An 18448-nucleotide genomic window follows, 5' to 3' on the forward strand; every position below is an offset into this window, starting at 1 on the left:
TTCAGGACAAATGACACGACATGGAATTTTCCGGCACAAAGGCTGTCCAAAAGCTCGTTGATAAGTCCTCTTATTGTTTTGTTCCCACCTTATGCACCCGATGAAATCTTTTGCCGTTGGTCTCTCCCTCATGTTTGCCCTGGCTGCTCCGGCGGCGGAGTGGACCATCTCCACCTTTGCCGGTACCGGTGAAAAAGGCTTCAGCGGCGACGGAGGTCCTGCCACGCAGGCCAAGATGGACAATCCGTTCGGCGTCACCCGCGGGCCGGACGGTGCCCTCTGGTATTGCGAATACACCGGCCAGAAGGTGCGCAAAGTCACGCCAGATGGCATCATCCACACCATCGCCGGCACCGGGGAACTGGGCTACACGGGCGACGGCGGCCCGGCCCTGAAGGCCACCTTTAATCTGCCTCACGAAATCCGCTTCGATGCCGCCGGTGACCTGTACATCGTGGACATGCGCAACCATGCCGTCCGCAAGGTGGACATGAAAACCGGCATCATCAGCACCTTTGCCGGCACCGGCAAGCCCGGCTACAGCGGTGATGGCGGACCTGCCGCCCAGGCGCAGTTGAAGGACCCCCACAGCATCCAGTTTGGCCCGGATGGTGACCTCTACATCTGTGACATCGGCAACAACGTCATCCGCAAGGTGGACATGAAGACCGGCACCATCAGCACCTTTGCCGGCACCGGCAAGCCCGGAGCCACGCCCGATGGAGCACCCATCGCAGGCACCCCTTTGAAGGGCCCCCGCTCACTGGATTTTGACAAGGATGGCAACCTCTGGCTCTGCACCCGTGAAGGGAATCAGGTCTTCAAGTTTGACCTCAAGGCAGGCAAGATTCACCACATCGCCGGCACGGGCAAAAAAGGTTTCACCGGCCACGGCGGACCTGCCAAGGAAGCCACCCTCAGCGGCCCCAAAGGCATCGCGCTGGATGCGGAAGGCAATGCCTGGCTGGCCGATACGGAAAGCCACAGCGTGCGCATGGTGAACGCGAAAACCGGCACCCTGGACCTCATCGCCGGCAACGGCAAAAAGGGCGACGGTGCCGATGGCGACCCGCTGAAATGTGAGATGGCCCGCCTGCACGGCATCTATGTGGACGCCGACGGTGCCGTCTATATCGGTGACAGCGAGGCCCATAAAGTCCGCGTCCTGCGCAAGAAATAAACACGGCTGCCGCCCTCCCCTTACCCACTCCATTTCATGACCTCACTCCGCCTCCTTCTCCTCACCGCCCTGCTCCCTGGTTATGCCCTGGCGGACCGCATTCATCTGGTGGCTGGCGGCAAGCAGGAATCCGTCGGCATTGATGCCAAGGAAGCCGTGCTCAAGGAGCCCTTCGGCACCGAGTTTGACCCCGGCGGCCACATGTGGATCATCGAGATGGTCTCCGGCAACCGTCTGCTCCAGGTGGATGGCGGCGGCATCCTCACGCACGTGGCCGGCCAGTTGACGCCCGGCTACAGCGGCGATGGCGGCCCTGCCATCAAGGCCCAGTTCAACGGCCCGCATAACCTGGCCATCCTGCCGGATGGAAAAGTCCTCATTGGCGATACCTGGAACGGCTGCGTGCGGGAAGTGGATGTGAAAGCCGGCCTGGTGAAGACCCTTGAAGGCTGGAAGGCGCCCAAGGGCAAGGAGCGCGGCAACGGCCCCTACTGCATCACCCTGGACTTCAAAGGTGAAAACCTCTACATCGCCAACCTGCGCCAGGTCCATCGTCTGGACCTCAAAACCGGCATGTCCAAAGTCATCGCAGGCAATGGTGAAAAAGGCGTACCGGAAGATGGTGCCGTCGCCACAGAAGCCCCGCTGGTGGACCCCCGCGCCGTCGCTGTGGACCGCCAGGGCAACGTGTACATCCTGGAGCGCAATGGCAATGCCCTGCGCGTCGTGGATCCAGCCGGCCGCATCCGCACCGTCGTCAATGCCAGCGGCAAAAAAGGCGGTACCGGTGACGGCGGCCCAGCGATCGAAGCCACCATGACCGGCCCCAAGCACCTGTGTGTGGACCAGGACGACAGCGTCATCATTGCCGATGCCGAAAGCCACCTCATCCGCCGTTACGTGCCCGCCACCGGCAAGATGGAGCGCATCGCCGGCACCGGCACCAAAGGCAGCTCCGGCGTCGGCGGTGACCCAAAACAGTGCCAGCTCGCCCGCCCTCACGGCGTGACCATCCATCCTCAATCGGGAGAACTGTACATCACCGACAGCTACAACAACCGCGTGCTGAAAATCACGAAGGAGTAAGCCCTGGAATTGCCGCTCTGCTCCATCCGTAGGCCGGATGTGTTCGGCGCGCTGCATCCCTCCGCCCCACAATTCCCATCGCCGAATTATCCGGCTATTCTTTGAAGGTGCGGAGTCAAACAGCCATTCGTTTTTTGGCAAAACCGTCGCAAGGAGAAAAGGGCACCGCCGAAGAAAGCCGGATAGTTCTGCGAACGGCCTGTTTCAGGACCGCGACCTCACCCTGCGCAGAACACATCCAGCCTACTTGCCTCCCTCCTAGTCACCCATTTTGTTAGACGGGATTTTTCTAAATCTTGTTAATCCTGTAAAAAACAGGCGCCCGCTTCCCGTCATTCCCCCCGCGTCTCACCTTTCTGAAAGTCCGCATACGCCGCCCGCAGGCCTGCTGCCAGCTCCACGCGCGGCTGCCAGCCCAGGCTCATGATGAGGCTGGAATCCAGCAGCTTGCGGGGCGTGCCGTCCGGCTTGTCCGGATCAAACCGCAGCTCGCCGGCATAGCCCGTTGCCTCCTTCACCGTCTGCGCCAGCGCGCCGATGCTGCATTCCTGGCCGCTGCCGATGTTCACCCAGTCGGGCGGGTTTTCCAGTTCTAACAGATGCAGGCAGGCGGCGGCGAGGTCATCCACATGCAGGAACTCACGCAAGGGAGTGCCCGTGCCCCAGACGGTGACCGCAGGGTCCTGCCGGACCTTGGCCTCATGAAAGCGGCGGATCAGGCCGGGAATGACATGGGAGTTCTCCGGGTGGTAGTTATCACCAGGGCCGTAAAGGTTGGTGGGCATGGCGGAATGAAACAGCACCCCATGCTGGCTGCGATAGTGCTGGCACAGCTTCAGTCCGGCGATCTTGGCCAGCGCATAGGCTTCATTGGTGCTTTCCAGCGGGCCGGTCAGCAGACAGTCTTCCGGCATCGGTTGCGGGGCCAGGCGCGGATAGATGCAGGAGCTGCCCAGAAACAGCAGGCGTTTCACCCCGGCCTTGTAGGAGGCATGGATGACATTGGCGGCCATCATCAGATTGTCATAGATGAAGTCCGCCGGGTAGGTTTTGTTGGCGTGAATGCCACCCACCCTGGCTGCGGCCAGGATGACGGTATCAGGCCTGTTTTGGCCTAACCAACTTTCCACATCCGCCTGCCGGCACAGGTCCAGCTCCGCATGGGTGGCGGTGAGGATGTCCGCCCCGCCCATCTCCTGCAATGCGCGCACCAGGGCGCTGCCCACCATGCCGCGATGCCCGGCGATGTAGATGCGTGAAGTCGGCATAGGGTGTGTCAAATGAGGGGTGGTCAGGCCAGCAGGACTTTCTCCTTCTTCGCCAGCTCCCAGTCAGCCTCGGCCATGATCCTGACCAGTTCATGGAAGGTCACCTTTGCCTCCCAGCCCAGTTCGCGGCGCGCTTTTTCAGGATTGCCGATCAGCAGTTCCACCTCCGCCGGGCGGTAGTAGTTCGGGTTCACCCTCACACGCACGATGCCTTTTTCATCGCGGCCCACCTCATGCTCGCCTTCGCCTTCAAAGGTCAGCGGCAGGTCCACGGCGGCGAAGGTGTGCTCGCAAAATTCCCGCACCGTGTGTGTCTCGTTCGTCGCGCACACATAGTCTCCCGGCTGTTCCTGCTGCAGGATGCGCCACATCATTTCCGTGTATTCCGGCGCGTAGCCCCAGTCGCGCTGCGCACTCAGATTGCCCAGGGACACATCCTCCTGCAGCCCCTCGCGGATGCGCCCCGCCGCGCGGGTGATCTTGCGCGTGACAAAGGTCTCCCCACGGCGCGGGGATTCGTGGTTAAAGAGGATGCCGTTGCTGGCGTGCAGACCGTAAGATTCACGGTAGTTCACGACGATCCAGTAGCCATACAGCTTGGCCACGCCATACGGTGAGCGGGGATAGAAGGGAGTCTTCTCCGTCTGCGGCACCTCCTGCACCAGGCCGTAAAGCTCACTGGTGGAAGCCTGGTAAAACCGTGCCCGTTTTTCCAGCCCCACCTCTTTGATGGCATCCAGAAATCGCAGCGTGCCCAGCCCGTCCACCTCGGCCGTGTATTCCGGCACTTCAAAGGAGACCTTCACATGGCTCTGCGCCGCCAGGTTATAAATTTCGTTAGGCTCCGTCCGGTCCAGCAGGCGGTTCAGGTTGCTGGAGTCCGTCAGGTCCCCATGATGCAGAAACAACCGTTGATTGTAGATTTCCGGATCATTGAACAGATGCTCGATGCGCTGGGTGTTGAAATTCGATGCCCGGCGGATCATGCCATGAACGGTGTAGCCTTTGGCGAGGAGCTGCTCGGCAAGGTAGGAGCCGTCCTGGCCGGTGATACCGGTGATGAGTGCGGTGGGCATGGATGGAAGTCGAAGTGCGAGGCGGGGTGTTCTGCCACCCATCTTTACCGTTAAGGGACAGGTTTGCCAATGCTGTAAACTTTAAATCCAAGTGCCTCCAGCTTGCTGCGGTCCAGCACATTCCGTCCGTCAAAGATCCAGGCCGGCTTCAGCATGACCTGATAAATTTGGGCGAAGTCCAGCTCCTTGAAGGCATCCCACTCCGTCAGCACCAGCAGCGCATGCGCTCCCGTGGCCGCCTCGAGCGCCGTCGCGGCAAAGGTCACCCGCGCATCCCCCTCCTCCAGGGCCAGGTCCGTGCGGATCTGCGCGGGCTTGACCTTGGGATCATGGATGGCCAGGTGCGCCCGCTCCTCCAGCAGGTCTTTGCAGACATAAATCGCGGCCGATTCGCGCGTGTCATTCGTGTCCTTCTTGAAGGCGAAACCGAGGATCGCAATGCGCTTGCCCGTCACCGTATTGAACAGCGTGCGCACCACCCGCTCAGAGAAGCGGTGCTTCTGCCAGTCGTTCATGCGGATCACGTGGTCCCAATACGCGGCCACCTCCGGCAGGCCAAAGTGACCGCAGAGATACACCAGGTTCAGCACATCCTTTTGAAAGCAGGACCCGCCAAAGCCCACCGACGCCTTCAGAAACTTAGGCCCGATGCGCGAGTCCGTGCCGATGGCGCGGGCCACCTCATCCACATCCGCACCCGTGGCCTCGCACAGCGCGGAGATGCTGTTGATGGAAGAAATGCGCTGCGCCAGAAAGGCATTGGCCACCAGCTTGGACAGCTCGGAGGACCACAAATTTGTCGTCAGGATGCGCTCACGCGGCACCCAGTGGGCATACACGCCTACCAGCGTCTCAATCGCAGCCTGCCCCTCGGGCGTCGTCTCGCCTCCGATGAGAATGCGATCCGGATTGCTCAGATCTGCCACGGCAGTGCCTTCCGCCAGAAACTCCGGATTCGACAGCACCTGGTGCCGCAGCCCCTTGCCGTTGGAGGCCAGGATGCTGTGGATGGCCTCAGCCGTTTTCACCGGGATGGTGCTCTTTTCCACAATGATCTTCGGCTCGTCCACCACCTCCGCAATGGTGCGTGCCACCGCCTCCACATAGCGCAAATCCGCCGCCTTGTCTGCGCCCACGCCGAAGGTCTTGGTCGGCGTGTTCACACTCACAAAGATGATGTCCGCCGCCCGGATTGCCTCTTCCACGCCTGTCGTGAAAAACAAGTTTCGTCCGCGCGCCTCGCGCACGATATCATCCAGCCCGGGTTCATAGACCGGCAGCTCGTCTGAATTCCACGCGGCAATGCGCGCCGCATTCAGATCCACGACTTCGACCCGGATATCCGGGCACTTCGCCGCGATCATGGCCATCGTAGGACCTCCAACGTAACCGGCACCAATGCAGCAGATGTTCATGGGAAAAGTAGAAGCAGAAGGTGGGAAAGCTAAAAGCGGAAATCAGAAACGGATATCTGGATTGTTTTATCCTTTCACGACCTTTTTAAAATACTCAATTGTGTGGTCCAGCCCTTCATCCAGCGACACCTTCGGTTCCCAGCCGAGCTGGCTTTTGGCCAAAGTAATATCCGGCTGGCGCTGGCGCGGATCATCGGACGGCAGCGGATGGAAAGTAATCTTGGACGCCCCACCGACTTTCTTCACCACCTTTTCCGCCAGTTGCAGCATGGTAAATTCACCCGGATTGCCGATGTTCACCGGGCCGGTGATGTTCGGCGTCTCCATGAGGCGCACAAAGCCCTCAATGAGATCATCCACATAGCAGAAGCTGCGCGTCTGGCTGCCATCGCCATAGATGGTGATGTTTTGTCCGCGCAGCGCCTGCACGATGAAATTGGAAACCACCCGCCCGTCATCCGGCAGCATGCGCGGGCCATAGGTGTTGAAGATGCGCACCACGCGGATGTCCACGCCGTTTTGCCGATGGTAATCAAAGAACAGCGTCTCCGCCACACGCTTGCCTTCATCATAGCAGGAGCGGATGCCGATGGGGTTCACATGCCCCCAGTAACTCTCCGGCTGCGGATGCACTTCAGGGTCGCCATACACCTCGGAGGTGGAGGCCTGGAACACACGGGCGCGTGTCCGTTTGGCCAGGCCGAGCACATTGATCGCCCCCATCACCGAGGTCTTGATCGTCTTGATGGCATTGTACTGATAATGCGGCGGCGAGGCCGGGCAGGCCAGGTTGTAAATGCGGTCCACCTCCGCCTTGAACGGATCAATCACGTCATGGCGAAACAGCTCAAAATTCGGATTCGGCAGCAGGTGCGCAATGTTCGCCTTCCGCCCCGTGAAAAAATTGTCCATGCACAGGACGTCATGACCTTCGTTGAGGAGGCGTTCGCAGAGATGGGAGCCAAGGAAACCGGCACCGCCGGTGATGAGGATTCGCATGCCGCTCGGTTAGCCGGGACCGGGGGCGGCGTCAAGGAACGGAATGCGGAAGGTAAAATGACGAATGACGAATGACGAATGACGAATTGAGGTGGGGTGGGCAGATGTTCGGAATAAATAGGATTTCAATTTTGGATCTTCCTAGCTGTCATCCCATTTGCTTCGCCATTCTGCATTCGTCATTCTGCATTCGTCATTCGTCATTCCTCCCCCCCTACCTCAGCGCCTTCTTCAGCACCTTGGAGTTCCGCCCGCTCCGGTCATATTTCTCCCGGCGTGGGCCGGGCAGTGATTCCGGCGTGGTGACTTGGAAGCCCATTTTTTCCTCAAAGAACCGGAAAGCCTGCGTGCTCAGCGCCACCAGGACATCGCAGCCACGCAGCCGGGCCACTTCTTCCGCATAGGCCACCAGTTTCTGGCCATGGCCCCGGTTTTTGTGGCTGCGCCGCACAAACAGGCAGGCCAGTTCCGCAATGTGCAGACCGTTTTCTTCATACCCGTGTACCGCCACGGAGCCGATGGGGTTGCCGTCCACATCCAGCACGTAAAAGTCCTGGATGCGCGACTGGATCTCCTCACGCGTGCGCGGCACCAGCGCGGAATCATCCATGGACTGCTGCATCATGGAAAGCAGTGCCGGAATGTCCGCCGGGTTCGCCGGCCGGATCTGCTGGTAGTCATCCGCATGGATCATCGTACCCACACCTTCATTGCTGAAGAGCTCGGACAGCAGCGCTTCATCCTGGCTGCCATCCACGATGTGCACCCTGGGCACGCCTTCTTCACAGGCCAGAGCGGCATACCGCAGCTTGGAAAGCAGGTTGATGTCGTGGCGCGGATCCTTCCGCCGGTAGAGCTCCCGCGCATCCGCCACGGAAAGCTGGGCCAGCCGCGCTCCATCGGGCATGGTCAGACCGGCTTCGGACACAAAAATCACCTTGGCCGCCCGCAGGGCGATGGCCACCTCCACGGCCACGGCATCGGAATTCAGCCGCAGGCTCGTCCCCCGGCTGTCATAGCCCAGCGGCGGCAGGACGGGGATGATGTCCGCCTTCAGCAGCACCTGCAGGGTCTCTGTGTCCACCCGCTCGATCCGGCCTGTGAATTCCAGGTCAATGCCATCCATCACCCCTGCCGGATGTACCGCCAGCGCATTGGACACGGCCACCGGCATCTCCAGCGCCGTCAGGTCCGCCATCAGGGCGCTGGTCTGCCGCGTGATGGCATCCACCGCCACCTCCAGCGTGGCCGCATCCGTGCGGCCCATGCCGTCATCGCTGCTCAGGGTGACGCCTCTTTTCCCCGCCAGGTAGCGCAGCTGGGCGCGGGCACCGAAGATGAGCACCACCTCAATATTCAGAGATTGCAAAACGGCCACGTCCTGCAGCAGGCCGGCAAATCCCGGCTGATGCATGAGCGCCCCGTCAATGGCAATCACGAAGACACGCTGCCGGAACTGCGGCACGTAACGAAGAACGCCGCGCAAGTCTTCAAAACGCGCGGCGGGTTTGGTGAGGTCGGTCTCTGGCACCGGACAGTTTCGCGCAAACCCGCTGCTGTGCAAGAGGTGACGGGGGCGGGCAGGCATTCTGCCAGGGAACAGTGACCGCTGCAGACTGCCATCCATTCCGTCATTTCAATGCTGCCGAAAAAGTTTACATGGTATGTACTATGCATTTACTCATAAATGCGGTATAACCGATCCGAAATTCAAAAATAAAATCATGAATACGATTCCCACCCCTTCGAAAACCACCACCTCGGTGGCCACGGCGTTTCTTCTGGTAATCATCTTTCTCTTTCTCCTGGCTGGGGCGCTGCCCGCACCGATGTGAGGCCCCTGCCTGATCATTCGTCATTCTGTATTCTCTTCTCCACCTCCCTCCTCAACCTCTCCTCCTGCTCCCGCAGCTCCTGCGCCATCTCCGGCCCAAAGTCCTCCATCTCATAAAACGGCCGCAGCTCCACCTCACAGTCCTCTCCCGGCATCGGCACCGGGCAGCGCTTCATCCATTCCAGCGCTTCTTCCATGGACTTCACCTGCCAGATCCAAAAGCCCGCCACCAGTTCATTGGTCTGCGAAAACGGCCCAGCCATCACCGTCTGCTTCCCGCCTGAAAACCGCACCCGTTTTCCTTGGCGGCTCGGCTTCAGCCCATCCCCATCCAGCAGCACCCCCGCCGCCACCAGCTCCTCATTAAACCGGCCCATCTCCGCCATCAACTCCATCGACGGCAGGATACCGTCCTCCGAGTTCTTCGTTGCCTTGACCAAGACCATCACTTTCATCGCCATGTCCCTTTCTTTTTATGTTATAGTTTGTTAACCGCCTGGCAGAAGTCCCGCCGGTCACTCCCGTCAAAATCATGACGAACAAACTCGTCCCAAAAGGACACCCCGGATTTATTTCATCAAAAAAAAACAACCCGTCCGGCCTAATACTTCCTCATCACATCACCAAGCCAATGCCTCAGGAGCCGCATCAAAGGCAGCCTGGAGAGCAGGAATAGACTGCCTCTGACGGATCATCTCCTTCCACACTGTACGTTGGTGCATGCTCTGAATGGCCTCCTGTCTTTTTTTCAGTTCACCAGTCTCAGCGGCAGCCCGCTTGAGATCAACGTACGATTGGAGAGTGGCCCAGGCCATCGTCAACGCATTGCTCCAGGCTTTCAGAAGAAGGTCCCGGTTCAGGCTCAGCAGCTCCCGCGTGTAGCTTGCCCTGCGGCTGGCTTTGGGTGGCAGTCCCAAAACAGGATTCATCCTGAAGGTGCCTTTCAGATCCAACCGGCAAGGTGACAAAATTTTCATCTTTTTTGTTATTCCAAAGCAGCACGAGAACCGATCGCGGGAACGCATTGTCGAATTTTTTGGATGCCCGGACGGGGCGAATATAAAAATTAAACAACGGCACCCAGTGTCTGCCAGGGGCGTTCAACAAACCGAGGTCGCGATACACTGCACCTCTTATCAATATAACCATCCAACGATTCCTATGAAACTGACATCCCTCTTCGCCACCTGCGCCCTGGCGCTCACCGCCTTCACCAGCCCTCTGTCTGCCGCAGACGACAAAACCATTGTCGGAGTGGCTGCCGGTGCAGGCCAGTTTAACACCCTCGTCGCTGCCGTGAAGGCTGCCGGTCTGGTGGAAACCCTGAGCGGCGAAGGCCCGTTCACCGTCTTCGCCCCAACGGACGAGGCTTTTGCCAAACTGCCAGAAGGCACGGTGGAAGGTCTTCTGAAGCCTGAGAACAAGGAAAAGCTCACCGCCATTTTGACCTACCACGTCGTCGCTGGAAAAGTGATGGCAGCGGATGTGAAGTCAGGCGATGTCAAAACCGTCAATGGCAAGGAAGCCACCATCAAAGTGGCCGATGGCAAGGTCACCATTGGCAGCGCCAATGTCGTGAAAACCGACATCTCCGCCAGCAATGGTGTGATTCATGTCATTGATAGCGTGCTGATTCCGGAATAATCCCGGCGTCGAAAACAGCCGCTGAATTTTGAGTAACAGCCCGTGCCACCGCACGGGCTGTTTTTATAGGTGCATACCGTCTTCACCAGGGCGGAAGAAACAACCCAGGGCTACGATTCGTATAATAAAGGTCCCATGACCTCCACCCCAGATTCCCTTCAGCAGGCCACCCGCCGTCATTTCTTCAGCCAGTGCGGCATGGGGATCGGCAGTGTGGCGCTGGCATCCATGATGGCTGAACGGGGGCTGAGTGCCGCCAGCGCCGCGGCCCAGCCAGGACCGGGAGTGCCGGTGAAGGGTAATCACCCGGCGAAGGCAAAGAACGTCATCTTTCTGTTCATGGCAGGCGGCCCCTCCCAGTTGGAACTGTTTGATTACAAACCGGTGCTGCAAAAGCTCAACGGCCAGCCTATTCCCCAGAGCTACATCGAAGGGAAGCGGTTCGCCTTCATGGGCACCAGCCACGGGGTGAAGCTGCTGGGCACGCGCAAGGAATTTAAACGTCGCGGCCAAAGCGGCACCTGGGTGAGCGAGATGCTGCCCTATACGGCGGGCATTGCGGATGACATCAGCGTGGTGACAACCTGCCAGACGACGCTTTTCAACCACGCCCCGGCCAAGCTTTTCATGAACACCGGCAGCGGCCAGTTTGGCCGGCCCAGCATGGGCTCCTGGGTGACTTACGGCATCGGCAGCGAATCCAGCGACCTGCCCGGCTTTGTCGTGCTGCAAAGCGGACCGCGCGGACCGCGCGGCGGTGCCGTGAACTGGGGCAGCGGATTCCTGCCCACCACCTACCAGGGCGTGCCGCTGCGCAGCCAGGGCGAGCCGATCCTGAACCTCACCACGCCTGCCAGTGTGAATGCGAGCAGCCAGCGAAAGGTCATCGAAACCGTGCGCGAGATGAATATGAAACGCCTGGTGGCCACCGGCGATGATGAGATCCAGACCCGCATCAATGCCTATGAAATGGCCTACCGGATGCAATCCAGCGCGCCGGAGCTCATTGACATCCAGGGCGAGTCCAAGGCCACGCTGGACCTGTATGGCGTGGATCCGAGCCAGCCCTCCTTTGCCCGCAACTGCCTGCTGGCCCGCCGCCTGGTGGAGCGCGGCGTGCGCTTTGTGCAGCTCTACCACACCAACTGGGACAGCCACGGCGGCAAGGGCGAGACGCTGGAAGATGACTTCCCCAAAGTGGTGCATGATGTGGACCAGGGCTGCGCCGCACTGATCCATGACCTGAAATCACGCGGCCTGCTGGAAGAAACACTGGTTATCTGGGGCGGTGAATTTGGCCGTACTCCGATGGGCGAGAACCGTGAGAAGACGGGCCGCAATCATCACATTGACGCCTTCACCATGTGGTTCGCCGGGGGCGGCATCAAACCTGGGCAGACCTATGGCCAGACCGATGAGCTGGGCTTTGACGGAGTGGAGCAGAAAGCGCATGTGCATGACATCCATGCCACCATCATGCATCTCCTCGGCCTGGATCATGAAAAACTGACTTTCAAATTCCAGGGCCGCGATTTCCGCCTGACGGATGTGCATGGGGAGATCCTGCATGGGCTGCTGGCTTAGTACAGTACTCCTCACTCTCAGAGTGAGGAGATTTGGGGATCGTTAGCAGGAGCGGGAGGATGATAAAAATCGTACCTTCAGAGAAACATCACTCGGAGAGTGATGAGTACTGTACTCTTGGCGGGATTGGGAAGCCGTGCCACAATGAGCCAAGATCCCCATGCGCTACACTCCCCTGCCCGCTGAGCTTTTCGCCACCAACCGCCAACGCCTGGCGGCACTCCTGCCACCTGGAGCGCTGGTCATCCTGCATGCCAACGACGTGCTGCCCACCAATGCGGACGGGACGCTGGGGTTTGTACAAAACAGTGATTTATATTATCTGAGTGGAGTGGACCAGGAGGAGACCATCCTGCTGCTTTTCCCGGATGCACCGGACCCAAAGATGCGGGAGATGCTCTTCGTCCGGGAGACCAATGAATACATCGCCCTATGGGAGGGGGAAAAGCTCACCAAAGAGGCGGCGACCGACCGTTCCGGCATCAGCCGGGTGCACTGGCTGCAGGAGTTTGAGACCCTGTTCCGCCAGGTGATGTGCCAGGCCGGGGCCGTGTATCTGAACTCCAACGAGCATCCTCGTGCGAGCATTGCTGTGGAGACGCGGGAAAACCGCTTCACGCACCGCTGCCTGCGGGAGTATCCGCTGCATGACTACCGCCGCCTGGCCCCGCTGATGCATGACCTGCGCTGCGTGAAGCAGGCGGCCGAGGTGGAGGCGCTGAGGGAGGCCATCCGCATCACGGACGAAGGCTTCCGGCGTGTTTTAAAGTTTGTTAAACCGGGAGTTCATGAATTTGAAATCGAGGCGGAATTCGCCCATGAATTCATCCGCCAGCGTGCTCGCGGATTTGCCTACACGCCCATCATCGCCAGCGGGGCCAGCGCCTGTGTGCTGCATTACATCACCAACCATGGCCAGTGCCGGGATGGCGAGCTGCTGCTGCTGGATGTGGCAGCCAACTATGCCAACTACAATGCCGACCTGACCCGCACCATTCCCGTGAACGGCACGTATTCTGCCCGACAGTGCCAGGTGTATTCGGCTGTGTTACGCATTTTCCGTGAGGCCTGCCAGATGCTAAGGCCAGGCGTGTTGATCCGGGAATATCAGGAGGAAATTGGCAGGCTGATGACCTCTGAGCTGGTCGGCCTCGGCCTGCTGGACCGGGATGCCGTGGAAAAACAGGATCCCGACCGGCCGCTTTATAAGAAGTATTTCCCGCATGGAACCAGCCATCTGCTGGGCATTGATGTCCACGATGTCGGCCACACCTGGAAACCCATCCAGGCCGGCATGGTCTTCACCGTCGAGCCCGGCATTTACATCCGTGAGGAGGGCATTGGCATCCGGCTGGAGAACAACCTCCTGATCAGTGAGTATCAGAATACCGATCTGATGGCGGACATCCCGATTGAGGCGGAGGAAATCGAGGAGCTGATGGCCGGGAGGTAGGCCTTCCTGGAACGCACGCGGGACGCGTGCGCTCCACAAACACAAAAAACCCCGGCTTGGGGGCCGGGGTTTTAAAAGGGTAGCTGCAAGCGCAATTAGCGGCGCTGATAATACTGCTGATAGACGTTTTCGTTGAGCTTCAGCTTGGCGCGGAGGGAGTCCAGGGCGGGGCCGTCGGCCTCGATCTGGAAGTTCACGAAGTAGCCGCTCTCCACGTGACGTGGATTGTAGGGGAACTTGCGTTTACCGATCTGGTCAATCTGCTCGAGCTTGGCACCGGACTGCTCCATGTCACGGCCAATGCCGCTGACGAGCTGTTCGACGGTTTCTTCTTTGCCCTTCATGTCGAGGACGATCATGGCTTCATATTTGCGCTTCATCTGTGTGTGTTCGGGTGGAGGTTTACGGTTGTTCTTCTTTGCGGTTGAAAAGATTCATGGCCGTCTCAAGGCCGGACTGGCACGCGAGGCGGACTGCATCTGTAGCACGTTGAATGATGATGGCGAGTTCTGTACGCTCATCTTCACGAAATTTTCCAAGGACGTGGCCGACGAGCCTTTCGCCAGCGGGCCGCCCTGAGGGGGTGGAGATGCCTAACTTTAAACGTGGAAAGGCGTCTGAACCCAGGGAACGGATCATGGATTTGAGGCCGTTGTGACCACCGGCAGAGCCTGAAAGACGCATTCTCATGCGGCCCAGAGGCAGGTCCACATCATCATAGACGACCAGAGATTCCTGGACCGGAATCTTGTAAAACTGGCTGACGGCCAAAACGGAGCGGCCGCTGTCGTTCATGAAGGTGGTGGGCTTCAGCAGGATGGCACCAGGAATTTTTGCCACCCAGCCGTGCCAGCGTTTTTCTTCGGTAAAGGAAACGCCTGAAAGCCGCGCCAGCTCATCTGCCACCATAAATCCGATGTTGTGACGGGTGTCGCGGTATTCGATTCCGGGATTGCCGAGTCCGATGATGAGCCTGGGTTTCAGGCCGCCATCGGTGCGGGGAGTTGTTTCATCACCAGGCACCGGCGGCGGCTGAGGTCAGCTCAAACAGGGTTTTACTTCTTGGCAGCCTTGGCCTTGGGTGCAGCGGCGGCAGGGGCTTCTTCAACCACCTTTGGCTCTTCGCACATGATCAGGACGACATCATCAGCCAGCTTGGCACGGACGCCTTCAGGAAGCTTCAGGTCACCCACATGAATGCCTTTGCCGGTCTGGAGGTCAGAGATGTCCACTTCGATGGCATCAGGAAGATCCTTCGGCAGGCAGCGCACTTCCAGAGTGTGATGAATGGCTTCGATCAGGCCGCCAGCCTTGGCACCCGGGGATTCACCCACAAGGTGAAGAGGAGCATGGGCGTGAATTTCTTCATCCATGGCGATGGCGTGGAAGTCCACGTGAAGAATGCCGCCACGAAGATGATCATGCTGCACTTCCTGCACCAGGGCGAGCTGCTCCTTGGAATCAATCTTCAGGCTGACCAGGATATTGTCAGAAGCGCTGCTTTCGATGAGCTTGGTGAAAGACTTGGCGTCCACCTGCACATTCGTAGGCTGGGTCTTGCGGCCATAGATCACCGCTGGGATGGAACCGGCCTTGCGCAGGCGGTTGACGGAAGCAGTGCCTTCACTGGTTCGGGATTGAGCGATGATATCGAGGATTTTAGCCATGGCCGTTAGTTCTTCTGAACAGTATGTTAGAGGGGAAAAGGGCCGCGAGGATACGCGGCATTTTTCAGATGTCAAAGAGAGATGTGACAGACTCGTTGTCGTGAATGCGCCGGATGGCCTGGGCCAGCAGTGGGGCGATGTCCAAAGTGGTCACCTTATGTCCCTGCGCCTGCGGGGTGGAATTGGTGGAGAAAAGCTCCAAAATGGGCGATTTGGAAATGCGGCTGTGGCCCTTTTCCCCCAGGACTGCGTGGGAAACGCCGGCGTAGATGGCTTTGGCCCCGTGCTTCAAAAGCAGCTCTGCGGCGGCCGTGAGCGTGCCGGCGGTTTCGGTGAGGTCATCCACGAGCAGGACATTTTTTCCATTCACATCGCCGATGACATTCAGTGCCTCCACCTCCTCGGCGCTGACGCGGTTTTTGGCGACGATGGCCATGGGAGCTTTCAGGGCCTTGGCGTAGGCATGGGTCATTTTAATGCCGCCGACATCCGGTGAAACGACGACGAGATCCTCGATCTGCCGTTCTTTGATGGCCTTCATGAGAACTGGACCGGCGTAAAGATGGTCCACCGGAATGTCAAAGAAACCCTGAATCTGCCCGGCGTGCAGATCCACCGTCAGGACGCGGTTCACGCCGCTGGCGACGAGCAAGTTGGCCACAAGCTTGGCGGTAATGGGCACACGGGGTCGGTCTTTGCGGTCCTGGCGGGCATAACCAAAAAAGGGCAGCACGGCGGTGATGCGGTGGGCGCTGGCACGGCGCACGGCATCCACCATGATGAGCAGTTCCATCAGGTTCTGGTTGGTAGGCGGACAGGTGGGCTGGACAATGAACAGGTCACTGCCCCGGATGTTTTCGTGAATCTGGACAAAAGTCTCCCCGTCAGGGAAAGTGGTGAGCGTGGCCTCACAAAGCTTTGTATCGAGGTTTTCACAAATCAGGCGCGCCAGTTCGGGATGCGCTGATCCACTCAAAATCTTCAAATTGTCCGTCATGTGCGCGGAAGTAGGCGTGCTGGCGGGGGAAATCAACCTCCGTTCCACAGTACCTTTGATAACTGTGCGGGCCGCCGGTGATGAGGCCGGTTCAGTGGCCGCCCTGCGTCTTGCATCACCTGTTTTCCTCTCTTAAATGGAAATGCCCCATGTCATCCATTGTAACGGAACTTCTCATCCTTTTTGGTCTTCTGCTGATCAATGGCATCTTTGCCATGGCGGAAACGTCCCTCATCTCCGCCCGGCGTACCCGGCTTGAAATGTTGGTCCAGCAGGGGCAGGCCAGCGCTAAGCGAGCCATGGACCTGCAATCCAATCCTGGCATCTTTCTCTCCACCGTGCAGGTGGGGATCACTTTGGTGGGGATCGTGGCGGGTGCGGCCAGCGGCGCAGGCCTGGCCAGGGAACTCCAGCCCTGGATGGCCATGGTTCCCTGGCTGGGGCAGTGGGCACCAACGTTGAGCATGGTCATCGTTGTTTCCTTCATCACCTTTATGAGCGTGGTCATGGGCGAGCTGCTGCCGAAGCGCCTGGCCATCCATGCGCCGGAGCGCTGGGCCGCTGCCCTGGCAGGACCGATGACGCGCATCTCCACCCTTGCCTCCCCCATCGTCCGCCTGCTGGATTTTTCCAGTGATACGCTGGTACGTCTTTTTGGGGTGAAACCAGGGGATGAACCGGTGATGTCCGAGGAGGAGGTCAGGGCCTACATCATCCAGGGCCATCAGGCGGGTGCCCTGAAGAGCCACGAAAAGGACATGCTGGAAAGCGTACTGGAGCTGGATGACATGACGGCCTCCGACCTGATGACGCCGAAGCCGCAGATTGTCTGGATCAATCTGACAGAGAGTCTGGAAGAAACACGCCGCCAAATGGTCGAAGGGGCGCATTCCTATTACCCGGCATATCAGGGCACACGGGACAATGTGCAGGGCATGATCTCGGTGAAGGATCTCTGGAAACACAGCGAACCCGGCAAACTGCCCGCGCTGGAACCGCTGCTCATCAAACCGCTTTTTGTACCTGAAAGCATGCCTGCGGCGCGCGTCATCGAGCAGTTTCGCAAAAACAACCGGCACCAGGCCTTGGTCATTGATGAATTTGGCGCCATCCAGGGGCTGATCACCATGAACGACATGATGGAGGCCATCGTCGGCATCATGCCGGATGATCCCGCAGGGGAGCCGCCTTCGGCCAGGCAGCTGGATGACGGCTCGTGGATCGTGGAGGGACAGGCAGAAATGGAAGATGCGGCTGAATTGACCGGCCTGCCACTTCCTGCCACTTTTGATGATGATGATTACCGCACGCTGGCCGGCTTTGTCATGCACATGCTGGGCCATGTGCCGGCAGAGGGAGAAAACTTTGACTGGCAGGGATTCAAGGTGGAGGTGATTGATATGGACCGGCAGCGTATTGACAAGGTGCGGGTCGTTCCGCCTTCCGGCAGCCCGGAATCCGTCGTGTAGGAAACCGACGCTACAGCAAACTGATTCCGGAGGTCCTACAAAGAGGGTTTTTTTGGGACAGAGAGAATGTTACAGAATTGACACATTAAGCCTGCTCTGCTCCATCTGCGTTACCCGCTCAGCGCAGCGGCCTTGACCACCCATGATCTCCCTGCAGAAGCTTTTTGGAAAAAACGACATCTTCTACGATTTGCTGGAAGCCAGTGCCGCAGAGGCACTGCACAGCGTGCAGGCTCTGGACAAGCTCATCACCCAGCCCGCAGCTGCCCAAAGCCTGGATGAGCTGATCCTGACCCGCCGGAAGGACAAGAAGATCACCGAGCAGATCAACGAGGCCCTGTGCCGGACTTTTGTGACGGAGCTGGACCGCGAGGACATTGAAGCGCTTTCCAACGTGCTCTACAAGATCCCCAAAACGGTCGAAAAAATCGCCGAGCGTGTGATCATCACCGAAGGCAGAATCAAGGATGTGGATTTCAGCCGGCATCTACAGATGATGGAGGAGGCCACCACCACCGTGGTGACCATCGTCAAGGAACTGCGCAAAAAAATGCACCTGGAGCGTGTGAAGGACCTGAATGCGAAGCTCCAGCACATCGAGGGCGAGGCGGACAAACTCATGATGGAGCTCCTCAAAGAGCTCTATGCCGGCCAGCGTGATCCCATCCAGACCATCATCCTGAAGGACCTGTATGAGCTCATGGAAAAGGTCTATGACCGCTGCCGGGATGCCGGTAACGTGGTCTCTCACATTGTGCTGAAGTATTCCTGACCGC

General features: G+C 59.0%; 18 protein-coding genes. 7 read left to right on the forward strand and 11 right to left on the reverse strand.

Annotated features, from left to right (window positions below; all coding sequences use genetic code 11):
* The first annotated feature begins 100 nt into the window (after positions 1-100).
* Together WJU23_RS15060 and WJU23_RS15065 are read left to right on the forward strand one after the other, a co-directional pair.
* Positions 101-1180, forward strand: coding sequence for a hypothetical protein (locus WJU23_RS15060; RefSeq protein ID WP_346333427.1), 1080 nt, complete (start codon positions 101-103; stop codon positions 1178-1180).
* 36 nt (positions 1181-1216) lie between these two features.
* A complete protein-coding gene (locus WJU23_RS15065) occupies positions 1217-2266 on the forward strand; it encodes a hypothetical protein (protein ID WP_346333428.1) in 1050 nt (349 codons plus the stop codon).
* A 332-nt stretch (positions 2267-2598) separates the two neighbouring features.
* Here WJU23_RS15065 and WJU23_RS15070 read toward each other — a convergent pair whose 3' ends face one another.
* The 7 genes from WJU23_RS15070 to WJU23_RS15100 all read right to left on the reverse strand — a co-directional run bounded on the left by WJU23_RS15070 (position 2599) and on the right by WJU23_RS15100 (position 9787).
* Positions 2599-3534 carry a GDP-L-fucose synthase gene (locus WJU23_RS15070; protein WP_346333429.1) on the reverse strand — a complete coding sequence of 312 codons (936 nt, stop codon included), beginning with the start codon at positions 3532-3534 and terminating at the stop codon, positions 2599-2601.
* A 23-nt stretch (positions 3535-3557) separates the two neighbouring features.
* Positions 3558-4610, reverse strand: a complete 1053-nt coding sequence (gene gmd / locus WJU23_RS15075; RefSeq protein ID WP_346333430.1) for a GDP-mannose 4,6-dehydratase — start codon at positions 4608-4610, stop codon at positions 3558-3560.
* A gap of 50 nt (positions 4611-4660) precedes the next feature.
* On the reverse strand, positions 4661-6025 hold the full coding sequence (locus tag WJU23_RS15080; RefSeq protein WP_346333431.1) for a UDP-glucose 6-dehydrogenase: 1365 nt from the start codon (positions 6023-6025) through the stop codon (positions 4661-4663).
* Between the two features lie 66 nt (positions 6026-6091).
* Entirely contained in the window at positions 6092-7024 is a 933-nt protein-coding gene (locus WJU23_RS15085; RefSeq protein ID WP_346333432.1) for a UDP-glucuronic acid decarboxylase family protein, read from the reverse strand.
* Between the two features lie 214 nt (positions 7025-7238).
* Positions 7239-8612: an amino-acid N-acetyltransferase gene (gene argA, locus WJU23_RS15090; RefSeq protein ID WP_346333433.1), complete on the reverse strand. Its 1374-nt coding sequence runs from the start codon at positions 8610-8612 to the stop codon at positions 7239-7241.
* Between the two features lie 260 nt (positions 8613-8872).
* Positions 8873-9313 carry a YciI family protein gene (locus WJU23_RS15095; protein ID WP_346333598.1) on the reverse strand — a complete coding sequence of 147 codons (441 nt, stop codon included), beginning with the start codon at positions 9311-9313 and terminating at the stop codon, positions 8873-8875.
* Between the two features lie 165 nt (positions 9314-9478).
* On the reverse strand, positions 9479-9787 hold the full coding sequence (locus WJU23_RS15100) for a hypothetical protein (protein WP_346333434.1): 309 nt from the start codon (positions 9785-9787) through the stop codon (positions 9479-9481).
* 232 nt (positions 9788-10019) lie between these two features.
* Between WJU23_RS15100 and WJU23_RS15105 the strand changes: the two genes are divergently transcribed.
* The 3 genes from WJU23_RS15105 (at position 10020) to WJU23_RS15115 (ending at position 13539) form a co-directional block, all read left to right on the forward strand.
* Positions 10020-10502 (forward strand): fasciclin domain-containing protein, encoded by a 483-nt coding sequence (locus WJU23_RS15105; protein ID WP_346333435.1) that lies wholly within the window; start codon positions 10020-10022, stop codon positions 10500-10502.
* 135 nt (positions 10503-10637) lie between these two features.
* Positions 10638-12086, forward strand: coding sequence for a DUF1501 domain-containing protein (locus WJU23_RS15110; RefSeq protein WP_346333436.1), 1449 nt, complete (start codon positions 10638-10640; stop codon positions 12084-12086).
* A 160-nt stretch (positions 12087-12246) separates the two neighbouring features.
* Positions 12247-13539 carry an aminopeptidase P family protein gene (locus WJU23_RS15115; protein ID WP_346333437.1) on the forward strand — a complete coding sequence of 431 codons (1293 nt, stop codon included), beginning with the start codon at positions 12247-12249 and terminating at the stop codon, positions 13537-13539.
* A 95-nt stretch (positions 13540-13634) separates the two neighbouring features.
* Here the strand turns inward: WJU23_RS15115 and rpsF are convergent, their stop codons facing one another.
* The 4 genes from rpsF to WJU23_RS15135 form a co-directional block, all read right to left on the reverse strand.
* Positions 13635-13919, reverse strand: coding sequence for a 30S ribosomal protein S6 (rpsF, locus tag WJU23_RS15120; RefSeq protein ID WP_346333438.1), 285 nt, complete (start codon positions 13917-13919; stop codon positions 13635-13637).
* A 22-nt stretch (positions 13920-13941) separates the two neighbouring features.
* Positions 13942-14562: an aminoacyl-tRNA hydrolase gene (pth, locus tag WJU23_RS15125; protein WP_346333439.1), complete on the reverse strand. Its 621-nt coding sequence runs from the start codon at positions 14560-14562 to the stop codon at positions 13942-13944.
* 32 nt (positions 14563-14594) lie between these two features.
* Positions 14595-15206: a 50S ribosomal protein L25 gene (locus tag WJU23_RS15130; protein WP_346333440.1), complete on the reverse strand. Its 612-nt coding sequence runs from the start codon at positions 15204-15206 to the stop codon at positions 14595-14597.
* A gap of 64 nt (positions 15207-15270) precedes the next feature.
* Positions 15271-16203 (reverse strand): ribose-phosphate pyrophosphokinase, encoded by a 933-nt coding sequence (locus tag WJU23_RS15135; RefSeq protein WP_346333441.1) that lies wholly within the window; start codon positions 16201-16203, stop codon positions 15271-15273.
* Between the two features lie 149 nt (positions 16204-16352).
* Between WJU23_RS15135 and WJU23_RS15140 the strand changes: the two genes are divergently transcribed.
* Both WJU23_RS15140 and WJU23_RS15145 read left to right on the forward strand, forming a co-directional pair.
* The gene (locus tag WJU23_RS15140; protein ID WP_346333442.1) at positions 16353-17672 is read left to right on the forward strand and encodes a hemolysin family protein; all 1320 of its coding nucleotides are present in this window, start codon (positions 16353-16355) and stop codon (positions 17670-17672) included.
* Positions 17673-17814: 142 nt separating this feature from the next.
* Positions 17815-18444: a DUF47 family protein gene (locus tag WJU23_RS15145; RefSeq protein WP_346333443.1), complete on the forward strand. Its 630-nt coding sequence runs from the start codon at positions 17815-17817 to the stop codon at positions 18442-18444.
* Positions 18445-18448: the final 4 nt, after the last annotated feature.

It is taken from the genome of Prosthecobacter sp. SYSU 5D2 (genome assembly GCF_039655865.1).
Lineage (GTDB): Bacteria > Verrucomicrobiota > Verrucomicrobiia > Verrucomicrobiales > Verrucomicrobiaceae > Prosthecobacter.